The sequence below is a fragment of the Enterobacter sp. HG048 genome (assembly GCF_024702055.1).
In the GTDB taxonomy this organism is placed as follows: domain Bacteria; phylum Pseudomonadota; class Gammaproteobacteria; order Enterobacterales; family Enterobacteriaceae; genus Enterobacter; species Enterobacter dykesii.
The window spans coordinates 99,862-114,234 of the sequence record NZ_JANLIZ010000010.1 but is presented as its reverse complement, the minus strand read 5'-3'; the positions used below and the strand labels follow the sequence as shown (position 1 = coordinate 114,234).

Annotated in this window: 16 protein-coding genes and 1 other annotated feature; of the genes, 6 read left to right on the top strand and 10 right to left on the bottom strand. The window is 56.3% G+C overall.

Going from position 1 to position 14,373, the window contains the following annotated elements:
• Window positions 1-34 precede the first annotated feature (34 nt).
• From hisIE to hisL, 9 genes are all read right to left on the bottom strand, one after another.
• Window positions 35-646 carry a bifunctional phosphoribosyl-AMP cyclohydrolase/phosphoribosyl-ATP diphosphatase HisIE gene (gene hisIE, locus NUX24_RS13485; RefSeq protein WP_257832134.1) on the bottom strand — a complete coding sequence of 204 codons (612 nt, stop codon included), beginning with the start codon at window positions 644-646 and terminating at the stop codon, window positions 35-37.
• Entirely contained in the window at window positions 640-1,416 is a 777-nt protein-coding gene (gene hisF, locus NUX24_RS13480; RefSeq protein WP_023330862.1) for an imidazole glycerol phosphate synthase subunit HisF, read from the bottom strand. The genes hisIE and hisF overlap by 7 nt, the downstream gene beginning before the upstream one ends.
• Complete coding sequence (hisA, locus tag NUX24_RS13475; protein WP_257832131.1) at window positions 1,398-2,135, bottom strand: 1-(5-phosphoribosyl)-5-[(5-phosphoribosylamino)methylideneamino]imidazole-4-carboxamide isomerase; 738 nt, start codon at window positions 2,133-2,135, stop codon at window positions 1,398-1,400. Before hisA ends, hisF begins: the two co-directional genes overlap by 19 nt.
• Window positions 2,135-2,725: an imidazole glycerol phosphate synthase subunit HisH gene (gene hisH / locus NUX24_RS13470; RefSeq protein ID WP_032646447.1), complete on the bottom strand. Its 591-nt coding sequence runs from the start codon at window positions 2,723-2,725 to the stop codon at window positions 2,135-2,137. The genes hisA and hisH overlap by 1 nt, the downstream gene beginning before the upstream one ends.
• Window positions 2,725-3,792, bottom strand: coding sequence for a bifunctional histidinol-phosphatase/imidazoleglycerol-phosphate dehydratase HisB (gene hisB, locus NUX24_RS13465; RefSeq protein ID WP_032636078.1), 1,068 nt, complete (start codon window positions 3,790-3,792; stop codon window positions 2,725-2,727). The genes hisH and hisB overlap by 1 nt, the downstream gene beginning before the upstream one ends.
• Window positions 3,789-4,850, bottom strand: a complete 1,062-nt coding sequence (gene hisC / locus NUX24_RS13460; protein WP_257832127.1) for a histidinol-phosphate transaminase — start codon at window positions 4,848-4,850, stop codon at window positions 3,789-3,791. The genes hisB and hisC overlap by 4 nt, the downstream gene beginning before the upstream one ends.
• Window positions 4,847-6,151: a histidinol dehydrogenase gene (hisD, locus tag NUX24_RS13455; protein ID WP_257832125.1), complete on the bottom strand. Its 1,305-nt coding sequence runs from the start codon at window positions 6,149-6,151 to the stop codon at window positions 4,847-4,849. The genes hisC and hisD overlap by 4 nt, the downstream gene beginning before the upstream one ends.
• 5 nt (window positions 6,152-6,156) lie before the next feature.
• Window positions 6,157-7,056, bottom strand: coding sequence for an ATP phosphoribosyltransferase (gene hisG, locus NUX24_RS13450; protein WP_000886595.1), 900 nt, complete (start codon window positions 7,054-7,056; stop codon window positions 6,157-6,159).
• Between the two features lie 45 nt (window positions 7,057-7,101).
• Window positions 7,102-7,225 (bottom strand) — a sequence feature (His leader region).
• Window positions 7,201-7,251 carry a his operon leader peptide gene (hisL, locus tag NUX24_RS13445; RefSeq protein WP_001364200.1) on the bottom strand — a complete coding sequence of 17 codons (51 nt, stop codon included), beginning with the start codon at window positions 7,249-7,251 and terminating at the stop codon, window positions 7,201-7,203. It overlaps the preceding feature by 25 nt.
• A gap of 175 nt (window positions 7,252-7,426) precedes the next feature.
• Here hisL and NUX24_RS13440 point away from each other — a divergent pair, with 175 nt between their 5' ends.
• The 4 genes from NUX24_RS13440 (at window position 7,427) to NUX24_RS13425 (ending at window position 10,852) form a co-directional block, all read left to right on the top strand.
• The gene (locus tag NUX24_RS13440) at window positions 7,427-8,251 is read left to right on the top strand and encodes an SDR family oxidoreductase (RefSeq protein ID WP_214576578.1); all 825 of its coding nucleotides are present in this window, start codon (window positions 7,427-7,429) and stop codon (window positions 8,249-8,251) included.
• A 41-nt stretch (window positions 8,252-8,292) separates the two neighbouring features.
• Window positions 8,293-9,222, top strand: coding sequence for a LysR substrate-binding domain-containing protein (locus tag NUX24_RS13435; protein ID WP_047652440.1), 930 nt, complete (start codon window positions 8,293-8,295; stop codon window positions 9,220-9,222).
• A 219-nt stretch (window positions 9,223-9,441) separates the two neighbouring features.
• On the top strand, window positions 9,442-9,504 hold the full coding sequence (gene yoeI, locus NUX24_RS13430; protein ID WP_099458931.1) for a membrane protein YoeI: 63 nt from the start codon (window positions 9,442-9,444) through the stop codon (window positions 9,502-9,504).
• Window positions 9,494-10,852, top strand: a complete 1,359-nt coding sequence (locus NUX24_RS13425) for an APC family permease (protein ID WP_010432055.1) — start codon at window positions 9,494-9,496, stop codon at window positions 10,850-10,852. Before yoeI ends, NUX24_RS13425 begins: the two co-directional genes overlap by 11 nt.
• Window positions 10,853-10,916: 64 nt before the next feature.
• On the opposite strand, the gene sbcB is transcribed toward NUX24_RS13425, so the two are convergent.
• Window positions 10,917-12,353, bottom strand: coding sequence for an exodeoxyribonuclease I (sbcB, locus tag NUX24_RS13420; protein ID WP_374693107.1), 1,437 nt, complete (start codon window positions 12,351-12,353; stop codon window positions 10,917-10,919).
• A 198-nt stretch (window positions 12,354-12,551) separates the two neighbouring features.
• Between sbcB and dacD the strand changes: the two genes are divergently transcribed.
• Both dacD and sbmC read left to right on the top strand, forming a co-directional pair.
• Window positions 12,552-13,718 (top strand): serine-type D-Ala-D-Ala carboxypeptidase DacD, encoded by a 1,167-nt coding sequence (gene dacD / locus NUX24_RS13415; protein ID WP_032658759.1) that lies wholly within the window; start codon window positions 12,552-12,554, stop codon window positions 13,716-13,718.
• Between the two features lie 119 nt (window positions 13,719-13,837).
• A complete protein-coding gene (gene sbmC / locus NUX24_RS13410; RefSeq protein ID WP_126331292.1) occupies window positions 13,838-14,311 on the top strand; it encodes a DNA gyrase inhibitor SbmC in 474 nt (157 codons plus the stop codon).
• Window positions 14,312-14,373 lie beyond the last annotated feature (62 nt).

Here is a 14,373-nt window from a genome sequence, read left to right as displayed (position 1 = left end):
AGATTAAAAAAACCGGGGATATTCCCCGGTTTTTTTATTTGTGACGTTTTCGAAGATTTTCAATCACCGCCGTCAAATCCAGCTCCTGATCCTGCAGCAGCACCAGCAGGTGATACATCAAATCAGACGCTTCATTTGTCAGCTCCTCGCGGTCATGCACGGTCGCGGCCAGCGCGGTCTCAACGCCTTCTTCACCTACCTTCTGTGCGATACGCTTGGTACCGCTGGCGTACAGCTTCGCGGTATAGGAACTCTCGGGATCTGCAGTCTTACGCTCTGCCAGCAGTTGCTCCAGTTGATACAGGAACAACCACTGGTGGCTCGCCTCGCCGAAGCAGCTGCTGGTGCCCTTATGGCAGGTTGGGCCGATTGGGTTTGCCAGCACCAGCAGGGTGTCGTTATCGCAGTCAGGCGTTATGCTCACTGCATTCAGGAAATGACCCGAGGTCTCGCCTTTGGTCCACAGGCGTTGTTTCGTGCGCGAGAAAAACGTCACTTTGCCGCTGTCGATTGTTTTCGCCAGCGCGTCCTGATTCATATACCCCAGCATCAGCACTTCGCCTGAGACGGCGTGCTGGACGACCACCGGCAGTAATCCGTCCGTTTTTTCCCAGTCCAGCTGCGCCTGTTGTTGCTCTGTTAACATACCCTGATCTCCACGCCCTGGTCGGCCAGGTACGTTTTTAACTCACCAATATTAATAATCTGTTTGTGGAACACGGAAGCGGCCAGCGCGCCGTCCACGTTGGCGTCGCGGAAGGCTTCGAGGAAGTGTTCCATGGTGCCTGCGCCGCCGGAGGCAATCAGCGGAACGTGGCAGACCGCACGGACTTTTTTCAGCTGCTCGAGGTCATACCCGTTACGCACGCCGTCCTGGTTCATCATGTTGAGGACAATTTCACCCGCGCCACGCTTCTGCACTTCCTGCACCCAGTCGAGCGTTTCCCACTGCGTCACGCGCGTGCGGCTTTCATCTCCCGTGTACTGGTTGACGTGATACTTTCCCGTTGCGGCGTCATACCAGGTGTCGATCCCGACCACAATACACTGCACGCCAAAGCGATCGGCAAGGCGGGTGATCAGCTCCGGGTCGGCCAGGGCAGGGGAGTTGATAGAAATCTTGTCGGCGCCAAAAGAGAGAATTTTGGCCGCGTCGTCAGCGGACTTAATCCCGCCCGCCACGCAGAACGGGATGTCGATCACTTCAGCCACGCGTGCGACCCAGCTTTTGTCGACCACGCGTCCATCGCTGGAGGCGGTAATATCATAAAAGACCAGCTCGTCTGCACCTTCATCGGCATAGCGTTTTGCCAGCGGGACGATGTCGCCAATGATCTCGTGGTTGCGGAACTGCACGCCTTTCACGACCTGGCCGTCACGTACGTCCAGGCAAGGGATTATCCGTTTTGCCAGCATTGAATCGCCTCCGTCACAGTAAATTTACCTTCCAGCAGGGCCCGGCCCACAATCACGCCCTGCACACCGGTACCGCGCAGCGCGGCTACGTCGCCTATATCACCAATTCCGCCTGAAGACTGGAAGGCTACCTGCGGATAACGCGCACAAACCTCTTCATAAAGCGAGACGTTGGAGCCAGCCAGCGTACCGTCGCGGGAGATGTCAGTGCATAACACGTGCTTCAGGCCAACGGGCAAATAGATATCAACCAGCTCTTCCAGCGTCACGCCGGAGTTTTCCTGCCAGCCGCTGACGGCCACCTGTTTATGACCCTGTTCGTCAATACGCACGTCCAGCGCCAGGACCAGGGCATCGGCGCCAAAGCGGCGGAACCAGCCTTTCACGATCTCAGGATCTTTCACGGCGGTTGAACCCACCACCACGCGGGCCACGCCCGCGTCCAGCAGCGCCGCGACGTCATCTTCCGTACGCACGCCGCCGCCGACCTGGACGGGCACATCAACACCCGCAACAAGTTGTTTAAGCAGCGGGATCTGGCGCTTCGCCGGATCTTTCGCGCCCGTCAAATCCACCAGGTGCAGTACCTGCGCACCCTGGGCGGCATAATCCTGCAGACGCGGCAGCGGGTCGTTTCCGTAGTCGCGCTGCTGGCCGTAATCGCCCTGATGCAGACGGACAACCGTACCGTCAATTAAATCTAACGCGGGAATAATCATTACATCTCCAGGAAGTTTTTCAGCAGCTGCGCGCCCGCGGCGCCAGAGCGCTCCGGGTGAAACTGCACGCCGAAGAAATTGTCTTTCTGTACGGCCGCCGTAAATGCCTCGCCGTAGGTGCACTGGGCGATCGTATTCACGTTCACCGGCATGGCGTAGCTGTGCACGAAGTAAAAATACGCGCCGTCTTCGATGCCGCGAAACAGCCGGTCGCCCGCTTTGGCGTAAACGCGGTTCCAGCCCATATGCGGCAGAGGCAGGCCGTGGTCGGTCATTTTCGGCACGTCTTCATCAATAATGCCCAGCAGGTCAACGCCGTTGCTCTCTTCGCTGCGGCGGCCCAGGATCTGCATGCCCAGGCAAATGCCCAGCACCGGCTGGGTACAGGCTTTGATCAGGTCGACCAGCTCGCGTTCGCGAATTTGATCCATCGCCGCCTGCGCGGTGCCCACGCCCGGTAAAAAGAGTTTGTCGGCGCGCAATACCACGTCCGGGTCACGGCTCACCACCGGCTCATAGCCGTGGCGCGCAATGGCCGATTTTACGGAGTTCAGGTTGGCGCATCCGGTATCCAGAATGACCACATTCATTACAGCACTCCTTTCGATGAAGGCAGGGCGTCACCTTCCACGCGAATTGCCTGGCGCAGGGTACGGCCAAAGGCTTTGAAGAGACTCTCCACGCGGTGGTGGTCGTTCTTACCTTTGGTCTTCAGGTGCAGCGTCAGGCCCATGGTGTAGGACAATGAACGGAAGAAATGCTCCACCATTTCGGTGCTCAGATCGCCCACGCGCTGGTAGGTGAAATCGGCTTTATACTCCAGATGCGGACGACCGGAGATGTCCATCGCGCAGCGCGCCAGACATTCGTCCATCGGCAGAACAAAGCCAAAACGGTTAATACCGCGCTTGTCGCCGAGCGCCAGCTTCAGGGCTTCACCCAGCGCCAGGCCGGTATCTTCCACGGTGTGGTGATCGTCAATGTAGAGATCGCCTTTTACCGTAATTTCCATGCGGAAACCGCCGTGGGTGGCAATCTGGTCGAGCATGTGGTCGAAGAAACCGACGCCGGTGTGGATCTTGCTGCCGCCTTCACGGTCCAGCCAGACCTTCACGTCAATCTGTGTCTCTTTGGTGTTGCGCTCAACGTGGGAATAACGGTCGCGTTTTGTCAGCTGCTCGCCAATCTTCGCCCAGTTAAGGTTGTTGCGGTCGTAGCGCAGTCCCGCGATGCCCATGTTTTCCGCCAGCGTAATATCGGTGATGCGATCGCCGATGACATAGCTGTTGGTTTTATCCAGCGCATCTTCAGCCAGGTAGCGCTCTACCAGCTTCACCTTTGGCTTACGGCAGTCACACTCGTCGGCCGGCATGTGCGGGCAAATCAGCACTTCATCAAATACCACGCCCTGAGAGGTCAGCACCTGCATCATCAGATTATGCGGGCCGTCAAAGTCCGCCTGCGGGAAGCTGTCGGTACCCAGACCATCCTGGTTGGTGATCATCACCAGCTTAAAGCCTGCTTTTTGCAGTTTGAGCAGAACCGGGATCACGTCCGGTTCAAAGGCCAGCTTGTCGAATCGATCGACCTGAAAATCGGCTGGTGGCTCCGAAATGAGGGTGCCGTCACGATCGATGAAAAGGATCTTCTGGGTCATACTTTCTCCGCTTTCAGGGCGTCAATCACGCGCTGGCTCTCTGCGCGGGTGCCGACGGTAATGCGCAGGCAGCCACTCAGAGAAGGTTGTTTATTCTGGTCTCGTAAGATAATGCCCTGATCCCATAAAGATTTAAATACGGCACTCGATGCGGTGAAGCGCACCAGGATGTAGTTAGTTTCCGAGTCGAATACCTGCTCCACGCAAGGGATACCCTTCAGGGCGGTCACCAGATACTGACGTTCCTCCAGAATTTGCGCCACGCGCTCGCGCATCGCGTTGATCCCCTGAGGCGTCAGCGCCTGTGCCGCAATATCAGCAACCGGCGTCGAGAGCGGGTATGGGGCGATCACTTTCAGCAGCAGGTCGATGACCTCTTTATTCGCCAGGGTGAATCCGCAGCGCAGGCCCGCGAGGGCAAAGGCTTTCGACAGCGTACGCAGCACCACCAGGTGCGGATACTCTTCCAGCCAGCCTGCCAGCGTCGCCTGCGGGCAGAACTCGATGTAGGCTTCGTCGGCCACCACCAGCGCTTTACCGCGCGTCATCTCCAGCAGGGTGCGAATATCCTGCGGGTTGATAACCTGTCCGGTCGGGTTGTTCGGGCTACAGACAAACACGACTTTTACGCCATCGAGATTGTCGGCAATCCCCTGAAGATCCAGCTGCCAGTTCTCCAGCGCCTGCACGTTGCGACACGCTACGCCGAAGGTTTCCGCGCTGACGCTGTACATGCCGTAGGTAGGCTGGCAGTACATCACCGCGTCTTTGCCCGGCTCGCAGAAGGCGCGGATCAGCAGTTCAATGCCCTCATCCGCGCCGCGGCTGACCAGCACCTGCTCTGGCTTCACTCCCGCGTACTGCGCGTAGTTTTCAATCACCGCTTTCGGCTGACACTCCGGATAGCGGTTCAGCGTTTGCTGCGACAGTTCAAACTGTACCGCCGTCGGGAATTCGTTAGCATTCAGCCAGACATCTCCTTTGCCTCCGAGACGACGCGCCGACTGGTAAGGCGTCAGGCGACGGACATTTTCGCGGGCTAACTCTTCAATGTTCATGCTTGCTCCTTCAGGGCTGCAACGCGCAGCGTAACGGCATTTTTGTGGGCGGTCAGCCGCTCGGCGGCGGCCAGGGTTTCAATAGTTGAAGCCAGTGACGCAAACCCTTCGCGGGAGAGCTCCTGCACGGTCATGCGTTTCTGGAAATCCGCCAGACCCAGGCTCGAACAGGTTGAGGTGTAGCCATACGTGGGCAGCACGTGGTTGGTGCCGGAGGCGTAATCGCCCGCGGACTCCGGTGACCAGTCACCGAGGAACACCGAGCCTGCGCTGGTAATGCTGTCGACCAGATCGCGCGCGCTGCGGGTCTGAATAATCAGGTGCTCCGGGCCGTACTGGTTGGAGATGGCAATGCACTGGTCCAGGTCGCGCGCCACAATCAGGCGGCTGGCCGCTAATGCCTGGCGTGCCGTGTCGGCGCGGGGCAGGTCGGCAAGCTGACGCTCAACGGCTTCGCCCACGCGTTTCGCCATATCGGCATCCGGCGTCAGCAGGATGACCTGCGAGTCCGGGCCGTGTTCCGCCTGAGAAAGCAGGTCGGACGCCACGAAGTCCGGCGTTGCGCCGCTGTCGGCAATCACAAGCACCTCAGACGGGCCGGCAGGCATATCTATGGCCGCGCCGTCCAGGCGCTGGCTGACCTGGCGCTTGGCTTCGGTCACATACGCATTGCCCGGACCAAAAATTTTGTCGACCTTAGGAATGGAGTCTGTGCCAAACGCCAGGGCCGAAATCGCCTGCGCGCCGCCCACTTTATATACCGCCTGCACGCCGCACAGCTTCGCCGCGTAGAGGATCTCGTCGGCAATCGGTGGCGGTGAGCACAGCACCACTTTCTGACACCCGGCAATTCGCGCGGGAGTCGCCAGCATCAGTACGGTGGAGAACAGCGGGGCAGAGCCGCCGGGAATATAGAGGCCAACGGATGCAACCGGGCGCGTGACCTGCTGGCAACGCACGCCGGGCAGGGTTTCGACATCCACGGTCTGCAGCTTTTGCGCGGTGTGGAAGGTATCAATGTTTTTCACCGCAACGGCCATCGCCTGCTTGATATCGTCACCCAGACGATTGCTGGCATCAATGATTTCCTGCTCGGTAACCTGTAATGCGCCGACTTCCGTCTTATCAAACTTCGCGCTGTATTCACGCAGCGCGTCATCGCCACGGGCTTTGACGTTATCCAGGATCTCCGCCACGGTGCGTGAGATGCTCTCAGAGGCGGAAATCGCCGGGCGCATCAGCAACTCGCGCTGCCGTGCGTCGCTACAGGTATTCCAGTCGATGATTGTGTTAAAGCTCATGGCCATTACTCCATCATCTTCTCAATCGGCAGCACCAGGATGGAGCTTGCGCCCAGCGCCTTCAGTTTTTCCATGGTTTCCCAGAACAGGGTTTCGCTGCTCACCATGTGCATCGCCACGCGCTGCTGATCGCCCGCCAGCGGAAGGATGGTTGGGCGTTCGGCGCCCGGCAGCAGGGCAATCACTTCATCCAGACGCTCGGTTGGGGCGTGCATCATGATGTATTTAGACTCACGCGCCTGAATCACGCCCTGAATACGGGTCAGCAGTTTGTCGATCAGCTGCTGTTTGGCGTCGGCCATCTCGCCGTCACGCTGAATCAGGCACGCTTTAGAGCGGTAGATAACCTCCACTTCGCGCAGACCGTTGGCTTCCAGCGTCGCCCCGGTAGAGACGAGGTCACAGATGGCGTCCGCCAGACCTGCACGCGGCGCCACTTCAACAGAGCCGTTCAGCAGGCAGGACTTAAACTGCACGCCTTTCTGGTCGAGATAACGCTTTAACAGGTGAGGGTAAGAGGTGGCGATACGTTTGCCGTTCAGCGCGGCCGGGCCGTCCCACGCTTCGTCAACCGGCGTTGCCAGGGACAGGCGGCAGCCGCCGAAGTCCAGACGACGCAGGGTGAAGTAACGCGGGTCTTCGCCCTGCGCGCGGCGGGTCAGCAGCTCTTCTTCAAGCACGTTTTCCCCGATAATGCCGAGGTCAACGACGCCATCCATGACCAGGCCGGGAATATCGTCATCACGCACGCGCAGAATGTCGATGGGCATGTTTTCAGCCAGAGCAATCAGGCGCTGGGTGTGCAGGTTAATTTTAATCCCGCAGCGGGCCAGCAGTTCGCGTGAGTCGTCGCTCAAACGGCCTGATTTTTGAATAGCTATGCGTAAGCGTGAGTTATCTAACATTCTTTATTCCTCGTTAACCTGTTTTAACCTGTCTGAATTCGGTCCAAAAAAAAGCCCCCGGAAGAAGATCTTCCGGGGGCTTTTTCATGCGTTCATGCACCACTGGAAGATCCAAACGTCTTCCAGCACACATCGCCTGAAAGACTAGTCAGGATGATGGTGATGATGGTGGTGTTTAAATTGAACGCGTGTCATATAAATTCTCGATGAATGCTTATTCATTTGATGTCTTTTAACCTAAACCAGTTGTACGACATATTGCAAGGGCTTTTTTTGATCATTAATTCATTTCATATTGATGCTATGAATTGTGTGTTCTGCCGGGCTGGCGTAGCCTTATAAAAGACGAGTGAGAGTCAGGAGAATTTGCATGAAAAAGGTCGCGATTGTCGGTTTAGGATGGCTGGGAATGCCGCTGGCGATGTCATTAGCCGCGAAAGGCTGGCAGGTGACCGGGAGCAAAACAACGGCGGATGGGGTAGAGGCGGCGCGCATGTGCGGTATTGACGGCGTTGAGCTGCGCCTTGAACCGGAGCTGGTGTGTGATGCTGACGATCTGGACACGCTGATGAACGTCGATGCGCTGGTGATCACGCTCCCCGCGCGGCGCAGTGGACCGGGCGAGTCGTTTTATCTGCAGGCGATGCAGGAGATCGTCGACAGCGCGCTGGCGCACCATGTTCCGCGCATCATTTTTACCAGCTCGACGTCGGTGTATGGCGAAGTTGAGGGCGTTGTTAAAGAGAGTTCAGAGCGCCGTCCCGTGACGGCGAGCGGTCAGGTTCTGAAAGAGCTGGAAGACTGGCTGCATAATCTTCCCGGCACGCAGGTCGATATCTTACGTCTGGCGGGGCTGGTGGGTCCTGGCCGCCACCCGGGACGCTTTTTTGCCGGAAAGTCTGCGCCAGACGGCCAGCATGTCGTCAATCTTGTGCATCTTGACGATGTTGTAGGCGCGATTGAGCTACTCTTGCAGGCTCCGAAAGGTGGACACATCTATAATATATGTGCACCTTCTCATCCGGCACGCAGTACGTTTTACCCGCTGATGGCACGTCAGCTGGGCCTGGCTCCGCCGGTTTTTGGTGAGGCAAAGGATGACAGCAAAGGCAAAATTGTTGATGGCAATCGCATTTGTCATGAGCTGGGGTTTGAGTATCAGTATCCCGATCCGCTGGTGATGCCCATGGAATAAGACCCGCAGCGGAGACGATCGCGCACCAGAAGGGGGCGAGCATGAAACCGCTGCTGGATGTTCTTATTATTCTGGATGCTCTGGAAAAAGAGGGGAGCTTTGCCGCTGCGTCAGCAAAGCTCTACAAAACCCCGTCAGCGCTGAGCTATACCGTTCAAAAACTGGAAAGCGATCTCAATATCCAGATCCTCGATCGTTCCGGACACCGCGCACGTTTCACCCGTACCGGACAGATGCTGCTGGAAAAAGGCCGCGAAGTCCTCCATACCGTTCGTGAACTAGAAAAACAGGCCGTGAAACTCCATCAGGGTTGGGAAAACGAGCTGGTTATTGGCGTGGATGATACTTTTCCGTTTTCTCTCCTGACGCCGCTGATTGAAGCCTTCTATCAACACCACAGCGTGACCCGGCTTATCTTTATCAATGGCGTGCTGGGTGGCTCCTGGGATGCCTTAACGCAGGGCAGGGCGGACATTTTCGTCGGTGCACTCCATGAGCCTCCCCAGCTGAGTGATTTTGGTTTTGCCCGCCTCGGCGTGCTGGAGCAGGTATTTGCCGTGGCACCCCATCACCCGTTGGCTCAGGAATCCGAGCCGCTTAACCGTCGCGTAATTAAAGGCTACCGCGCCATAGTTGTTGGGGACAGCTCTCGTCCGGAATGCTCGGTCTCCTCGCAGCTGCTTGATGAGCAGGAGGCCATTACCGTTTTCGACTTTAAAACCAAGCTGGAACTGCAAATAAGCGGCCTCGGCTGCGGCTATTTACCGCGCTATCTGGCGCAGCGGTTTATTGACAGCGGCGCGCTTGTTGAAAAACAGGTACTTGCTCAAAGCAGTAATGAATCGGTGTGGGTCGGCTGGAATGAACAAACTGCCGGGCTTGCCAGCGCCTGGTGGCGGGACGAAATTTTAGCAAATAGTGCTATCGCCGCCGTTTACTCTCAGCCCGGCGTCCAGAAATCAGCCAGTTAGCAAAAAGAAAATCGGCCCGCGCTTTGCAAAGTATTGCCTTTTGTATCCGAAGTGGGGCAAAATGCGGCCGCTGCAACCAAATGAATAATCGACGATATAAAAGGCGTCGGTTATTTTTTTTTGCATGTACGAAACGAAACTAAAAACCAAGAGGCCGGGCTTCGTACCGGATAGATATTTACTAAAATCCGACAGTTGTTGTCGCTGAGGAAGAAACAAATGGGGCAATTTTTCGCTTACGTGGCGGTTATCACCGTAAAGGAGAATAACTATGTCGCATAACGCAACTCCAAACACCTCTCGCGTGGAATTACGTAAAACGCTTACGTTGATTCCGGTTGTTATGATGGGCCTGGCCTATATGCAACCGATGACGCTGTTCGATACATTCGGTATCGTATCAGGCCTTACTGACGGTCACGTTGCAACGGCGTACGCCTTTGCGCTGGTCGCCATTCTCTTTACAGCGCTGAGCTACGGAAAACTGGTTCGCCGTTTCCCGTCTGCAGGCTCTGCCTATACCTATGCTCAGAAATCCATTAGCCCGGCGGTTGGCTTTATGGTGGGCTGGTCATCTCTGCTGGACTATCTGTTCATGCCGATGATCAACATTCTGCTGGCAAAAATTTACTTCGAAGCGCTGGTGCCTTCTGTTCCATCGTGGATCTTCGTTGTCGCGCTGGTGGCCTTTATGACCATCTCTAACCTGCGCAGCATCAAGACCGTGGCGAACTTCAACACCCTGATTGTTATTCTGCAGATGGGTATCGTTGCGGTTATCGTGGGGTTAATCATTTACGGCGTGTCCCACGGTGAAGGCGCAGGTACGCTGGCCAGCACCCGTCCGTTCTGGTCTGAAGGCGCGCACGTTGTGCCGATGATCACCGGTGCAACCATCCTGTGCTTCTCGTTCCTGGGCTTTGACGGTATCTCTTCTCTGTCTGAAGAGACCAAAGACGCCGAGCGCGTGATCCCGAGAGCGATTTTCCTGACCGCGCTTATTGGCGGCATGATCTTTATCGGGGCTTCCTACTTCCTACAACTGTACTTCCCGGACATCTCTCGCTTTAAAGAGCCGGACGCATCACAGCCTGAAATCATGCTGTATGTTGCAGGGAAAACCTTCCAGTGGGGCGTGCTGATCTTCTCCAGCGTAACCGTACTGGCATCCGGTATGGCGGCACACGCAGGTGTTTCTCGCCTGATGTACGTAATGGGTCGTGATGGTGTGTTCCCAACCCGTTTCTTCGGCTACGTTCATCCGAAATGGCGTACTCCGGCGTGGAACGTACTGCTGGTTGGCGCAATCGCACTGATGGCCATTAAATTTGACCTGGTGACTGCAACCGCGCTGATTAACTTTGGTGCGCTGGTGGCATTTACCTTTGTTAACCTCTCGGTGATCTCTCAGTTCTGGATCCGCGAGAAGCGTAATAAAACGCTGAAAGACCACTTCAACTATCTGGTGCTGCCAATGTGTGGCGCGCTGACGGTGGGTGCGCTGTGGATTAACCTGGAAGAGAGCTCTATGGTTCTGGGTCTGATCTGGGGTGCTATCGGTCTGATTTATCTGGCTTGCGTAACCAAAAGCTTCCGTAACCCGGTACCTCAGTACGAAGACGTCGCGTAAGCGCAGCGACATCGGACAAAAAAAAGCCGGAGACATCGCCTCCGGCTTTTTTTATACCCCTCGCTCAGACAATCTCTTGAGCGTACTGGAACAGGGATTTCAACAGTGCCTGCTTTTCAGCATCCCCTTCATACTGGCCATAAAGCATTTCCAGCTCCTGGGCATAGCTATTAAGGAACTCCGGGGTAAAGACATTACGACGATGCTGCAGCCAGCGATCCTGCTCTGCTTCGTCCAGCGTGCCGGGATAGTTACGCGCGCGGTAGTTAAACATCAGCTTTTCGATGCGTTTATCTGCGAAAGTAATATCCAGCGCCGGTAAGTTACGCGGCTCGGTTTGCAGAACGATATTCATCGCCGCGCGATCGGCATCGCTGAAGAAACCGTTATAGAGCTGGGCATCCACGTTTTCAGACGGCACGAACGGCTCCGCCTCGGCAAAGATGGCAACCACTTTCTCGCGCACCTGCGGGTTTTCGCGCAGCACTTTCAGGTTATCGAGGCAGTGCTGACGGTTAATGCCCAGTCTGTCCGCATCTTCCGGGCGCAGCGTATTCGCCTGCGCGAGTACCGGACATTTATTGATATGCACCAGTTTGACCGGCACCGCAGGCAGATCGCCGAGCTCATTTTTCGGGGTATAAAGCCGTTCGCGCAGTGTATCGCTGTCGAGCTCAAGCAGCGGCGAAATATCGCCAGCTAAATCCACCATGATGACCGCATTACGGTTGTCCGGATGCCAGGCCAGCGGGGCAACCCAGCTGGTATTACCGCGCCAGGCGCCAAACATGCCGGAAATATGCACCAGGGGTTTCATCTGCGGTACGTCGATAAGGGTCATGAGCTTCTGCTTGCTGCGGTGGCTCAGCAGATACTCAAACAGCCGGGGCTGCGCGTTTTTCACCAGCTTCGCCATGGCAATGGTGGCATAGACGTCCGCCATCGCGTCGTGGGCATTGCTGTGCTCGATGCCGTTGGCGCGCGTCAGGTGTTCCAGCCGGAAGCTGGTCAGCCCTTCCTCATTTTCCGGCCAGTTAATGCCCTCAGGACGCAGGGCGTAGCAGGCGCGCATGATGTCGAGCAAATCCCAGCGTGAATTGCGGTTCTGCCAGCTCCAGGCATAGGGATCGTAGAAGTTGCGATAGAAGATGTTGCGCGTGACTTCGTCATCGAAGCGGATGTTGTTGTAACCGACCACGCAGGTATTGGGGACGGTAAACAGATCGTGGATGCGTCGGGCGAATTCTGCCTCGTTAACGCCTTTCTCGCGCGCTTCCTGAGGAGTGATCCCGGTGACCATGACCGCCCCGGGCTGCGGCAGGTAGTCATCAGCCGGTTTGCAGTAAAAGACCTCAGGCTCGCCAATAATGTTGAATTCGTCGTCGGTACGGATGGCGGCAAACTGCGCCGGTCGGTCCAGCGCCGGGTGCGTGCCAAAGGTTTCGTAGTCATGAAATAAAAAAGTCGGGCGAGCGGCAGAGTCAGACACCAGTAATACCATCCTGTTAAAAAATGACGTCACTATGGTAAACGATCGTGCGGTTCAGACCGAATAAAAAGCACCGCCGTCGAGCAAATTTGCGCGTCAGCTTCAGAGAAAAACCTGTGCTCTGTCACATTTTTTTGCAATTAAGCCAGGTAACGACATCAGAACTCCCGTAAAAAGGTCATCGATTTTTAATGACCTGAGGATATACCGTTGAAACGCCGTCTGTTTATTGCTGTTTCTTTACTCGCTTCGAGTGTCTCATCTGCTTTTGCGGCCGAACCGCTGGATTTTTCGCCGCAGCCTCCGGCCATTCAGGCTGGCTCCTGGGTGCTGATGGACTACACGACTGGTCAGATCTTAACGGCGGGCAACGAACATCAACAACGTAATCCGGCGAGCCTGACCAAGCTGATGACGGGGTATGTGGTTGATCGGGCCATTGATAGCCATCGCATTACGCCGGACGACATTGTCACAGTAGGGCGTGACGCCTGGGCAAAAGGTAACCCGGTTTTTGACGGCTCGTCTCTGATGTTCCTGAAAGAGGGCGATCGCGTCAGCGTGCGCGATTTAAGCCGCGGTCTGATTGTCGATTCCGGCAACGACGCCTGCGTGGCGCTGGCCGATCACGTGGCGGGCGGTCAGCCGCAGTTTGTGAAGATGATGAACGACTACGTGCAGAAGCTTAACCTGCGCGATACGCACTTTGAAACCGTCCACGGGCTGGATGCGCCGGGCCAGCACAGCTCGGCCTATGACCTGGCCGTACTCTCCCGGGCCATCATTCACGGCGAGCCTGAGTTTTATCATATGTACAGCGAAAAGAGCCTGACCTGGAACGGGATCACCCAGCAAAACCGTAACGGCCTGCTATGGGATAAAACCATGAACGTGGACGGGCTTAAAACGGGGCACACCTCGGGGGCGGGCTTTAATCTGATTGCGTCCGCCGTTGACGGGCAGCGCCGTTTAATCGCGGTGGTGATGGGGGCGGACAGCCCGAAAGGGCGTGAGGACCAGGCCCGGAAACTGCTGCACTGGGGGCAGCAGAATTTCGATACGGTGCAAATCCTGCATAGCGGTAAAAAAGTGGGGACAGAGCGTATCTGGTACGGCGATAAGGAGCAGGTGAAACTGGGCACCGACCAGGACTTCTGGCTGGCCCTGCCGAAAGCGGAAGTGCCGAACATCAAAGCCAAATACGTGCTGGATAAAAAAGAGCTGGAAGCGCCGATTGCTGCGCACCAGCGGGTCGGGGAGATCCAGCTCTACGATCGCGACAAAGTGGTGGCACACTGGCCGCTGGTGACGCTGGAAGCCGTTGATAAGGGCGGCCTGTTCTCACGCATGAGCGATTATCTCCACCACACGCTTTAACCGCTGATGGGCAGACTGGCAGGGTTGCGAGTCTGCTCACATAATAAACACTCCTCGTTTGCCGATAATAGTAATCCAGCTTTATAGTGTATAAATATACAGTAATAAATGGAGGCAGCATGGACTACAGCATCAAGCAGCAACAGAAACGTAAGATTGCCGGTTTTCATTTGGTCGGACCGTGGGAACAAACGGTAAAACAGGGCTTTGAACAGCTGGTCATGTGGGTGGACGGGCGCCACATTGAGCCGCTGGAATGGGTTGCGGTCTACTATGATAACCCCGACGAGGTCCCGGCAGAAAAACTGCGCTGCGATACGGCCGTTACGGTGCCGGACGATTTCGTTATCCCGGAAAACAGCGAAGGCGTCATGATGACGGAAATCGCGGCCGGGGATTATGCCGTGGCGACGGCGCGCGTGGAAAACTACGACTTCGCCACGCCGTGGTATCAGTTCTTCAACTCTCTGCTGCAGGACAATAAGTACCAGATGGCGCTTAAACCCTGCTTCGAACGCTATCTCAATGACGGCAATGCAGACGGCTACTGGGATATCGAAATGTATATCGCGGTAGAGCGTAAAACGGCTTAAGCCTGCTAAACGAAGGGTTTTTCAGCCGGGGGCGATCCGCCCGGCTGAAAACACAGTACAAT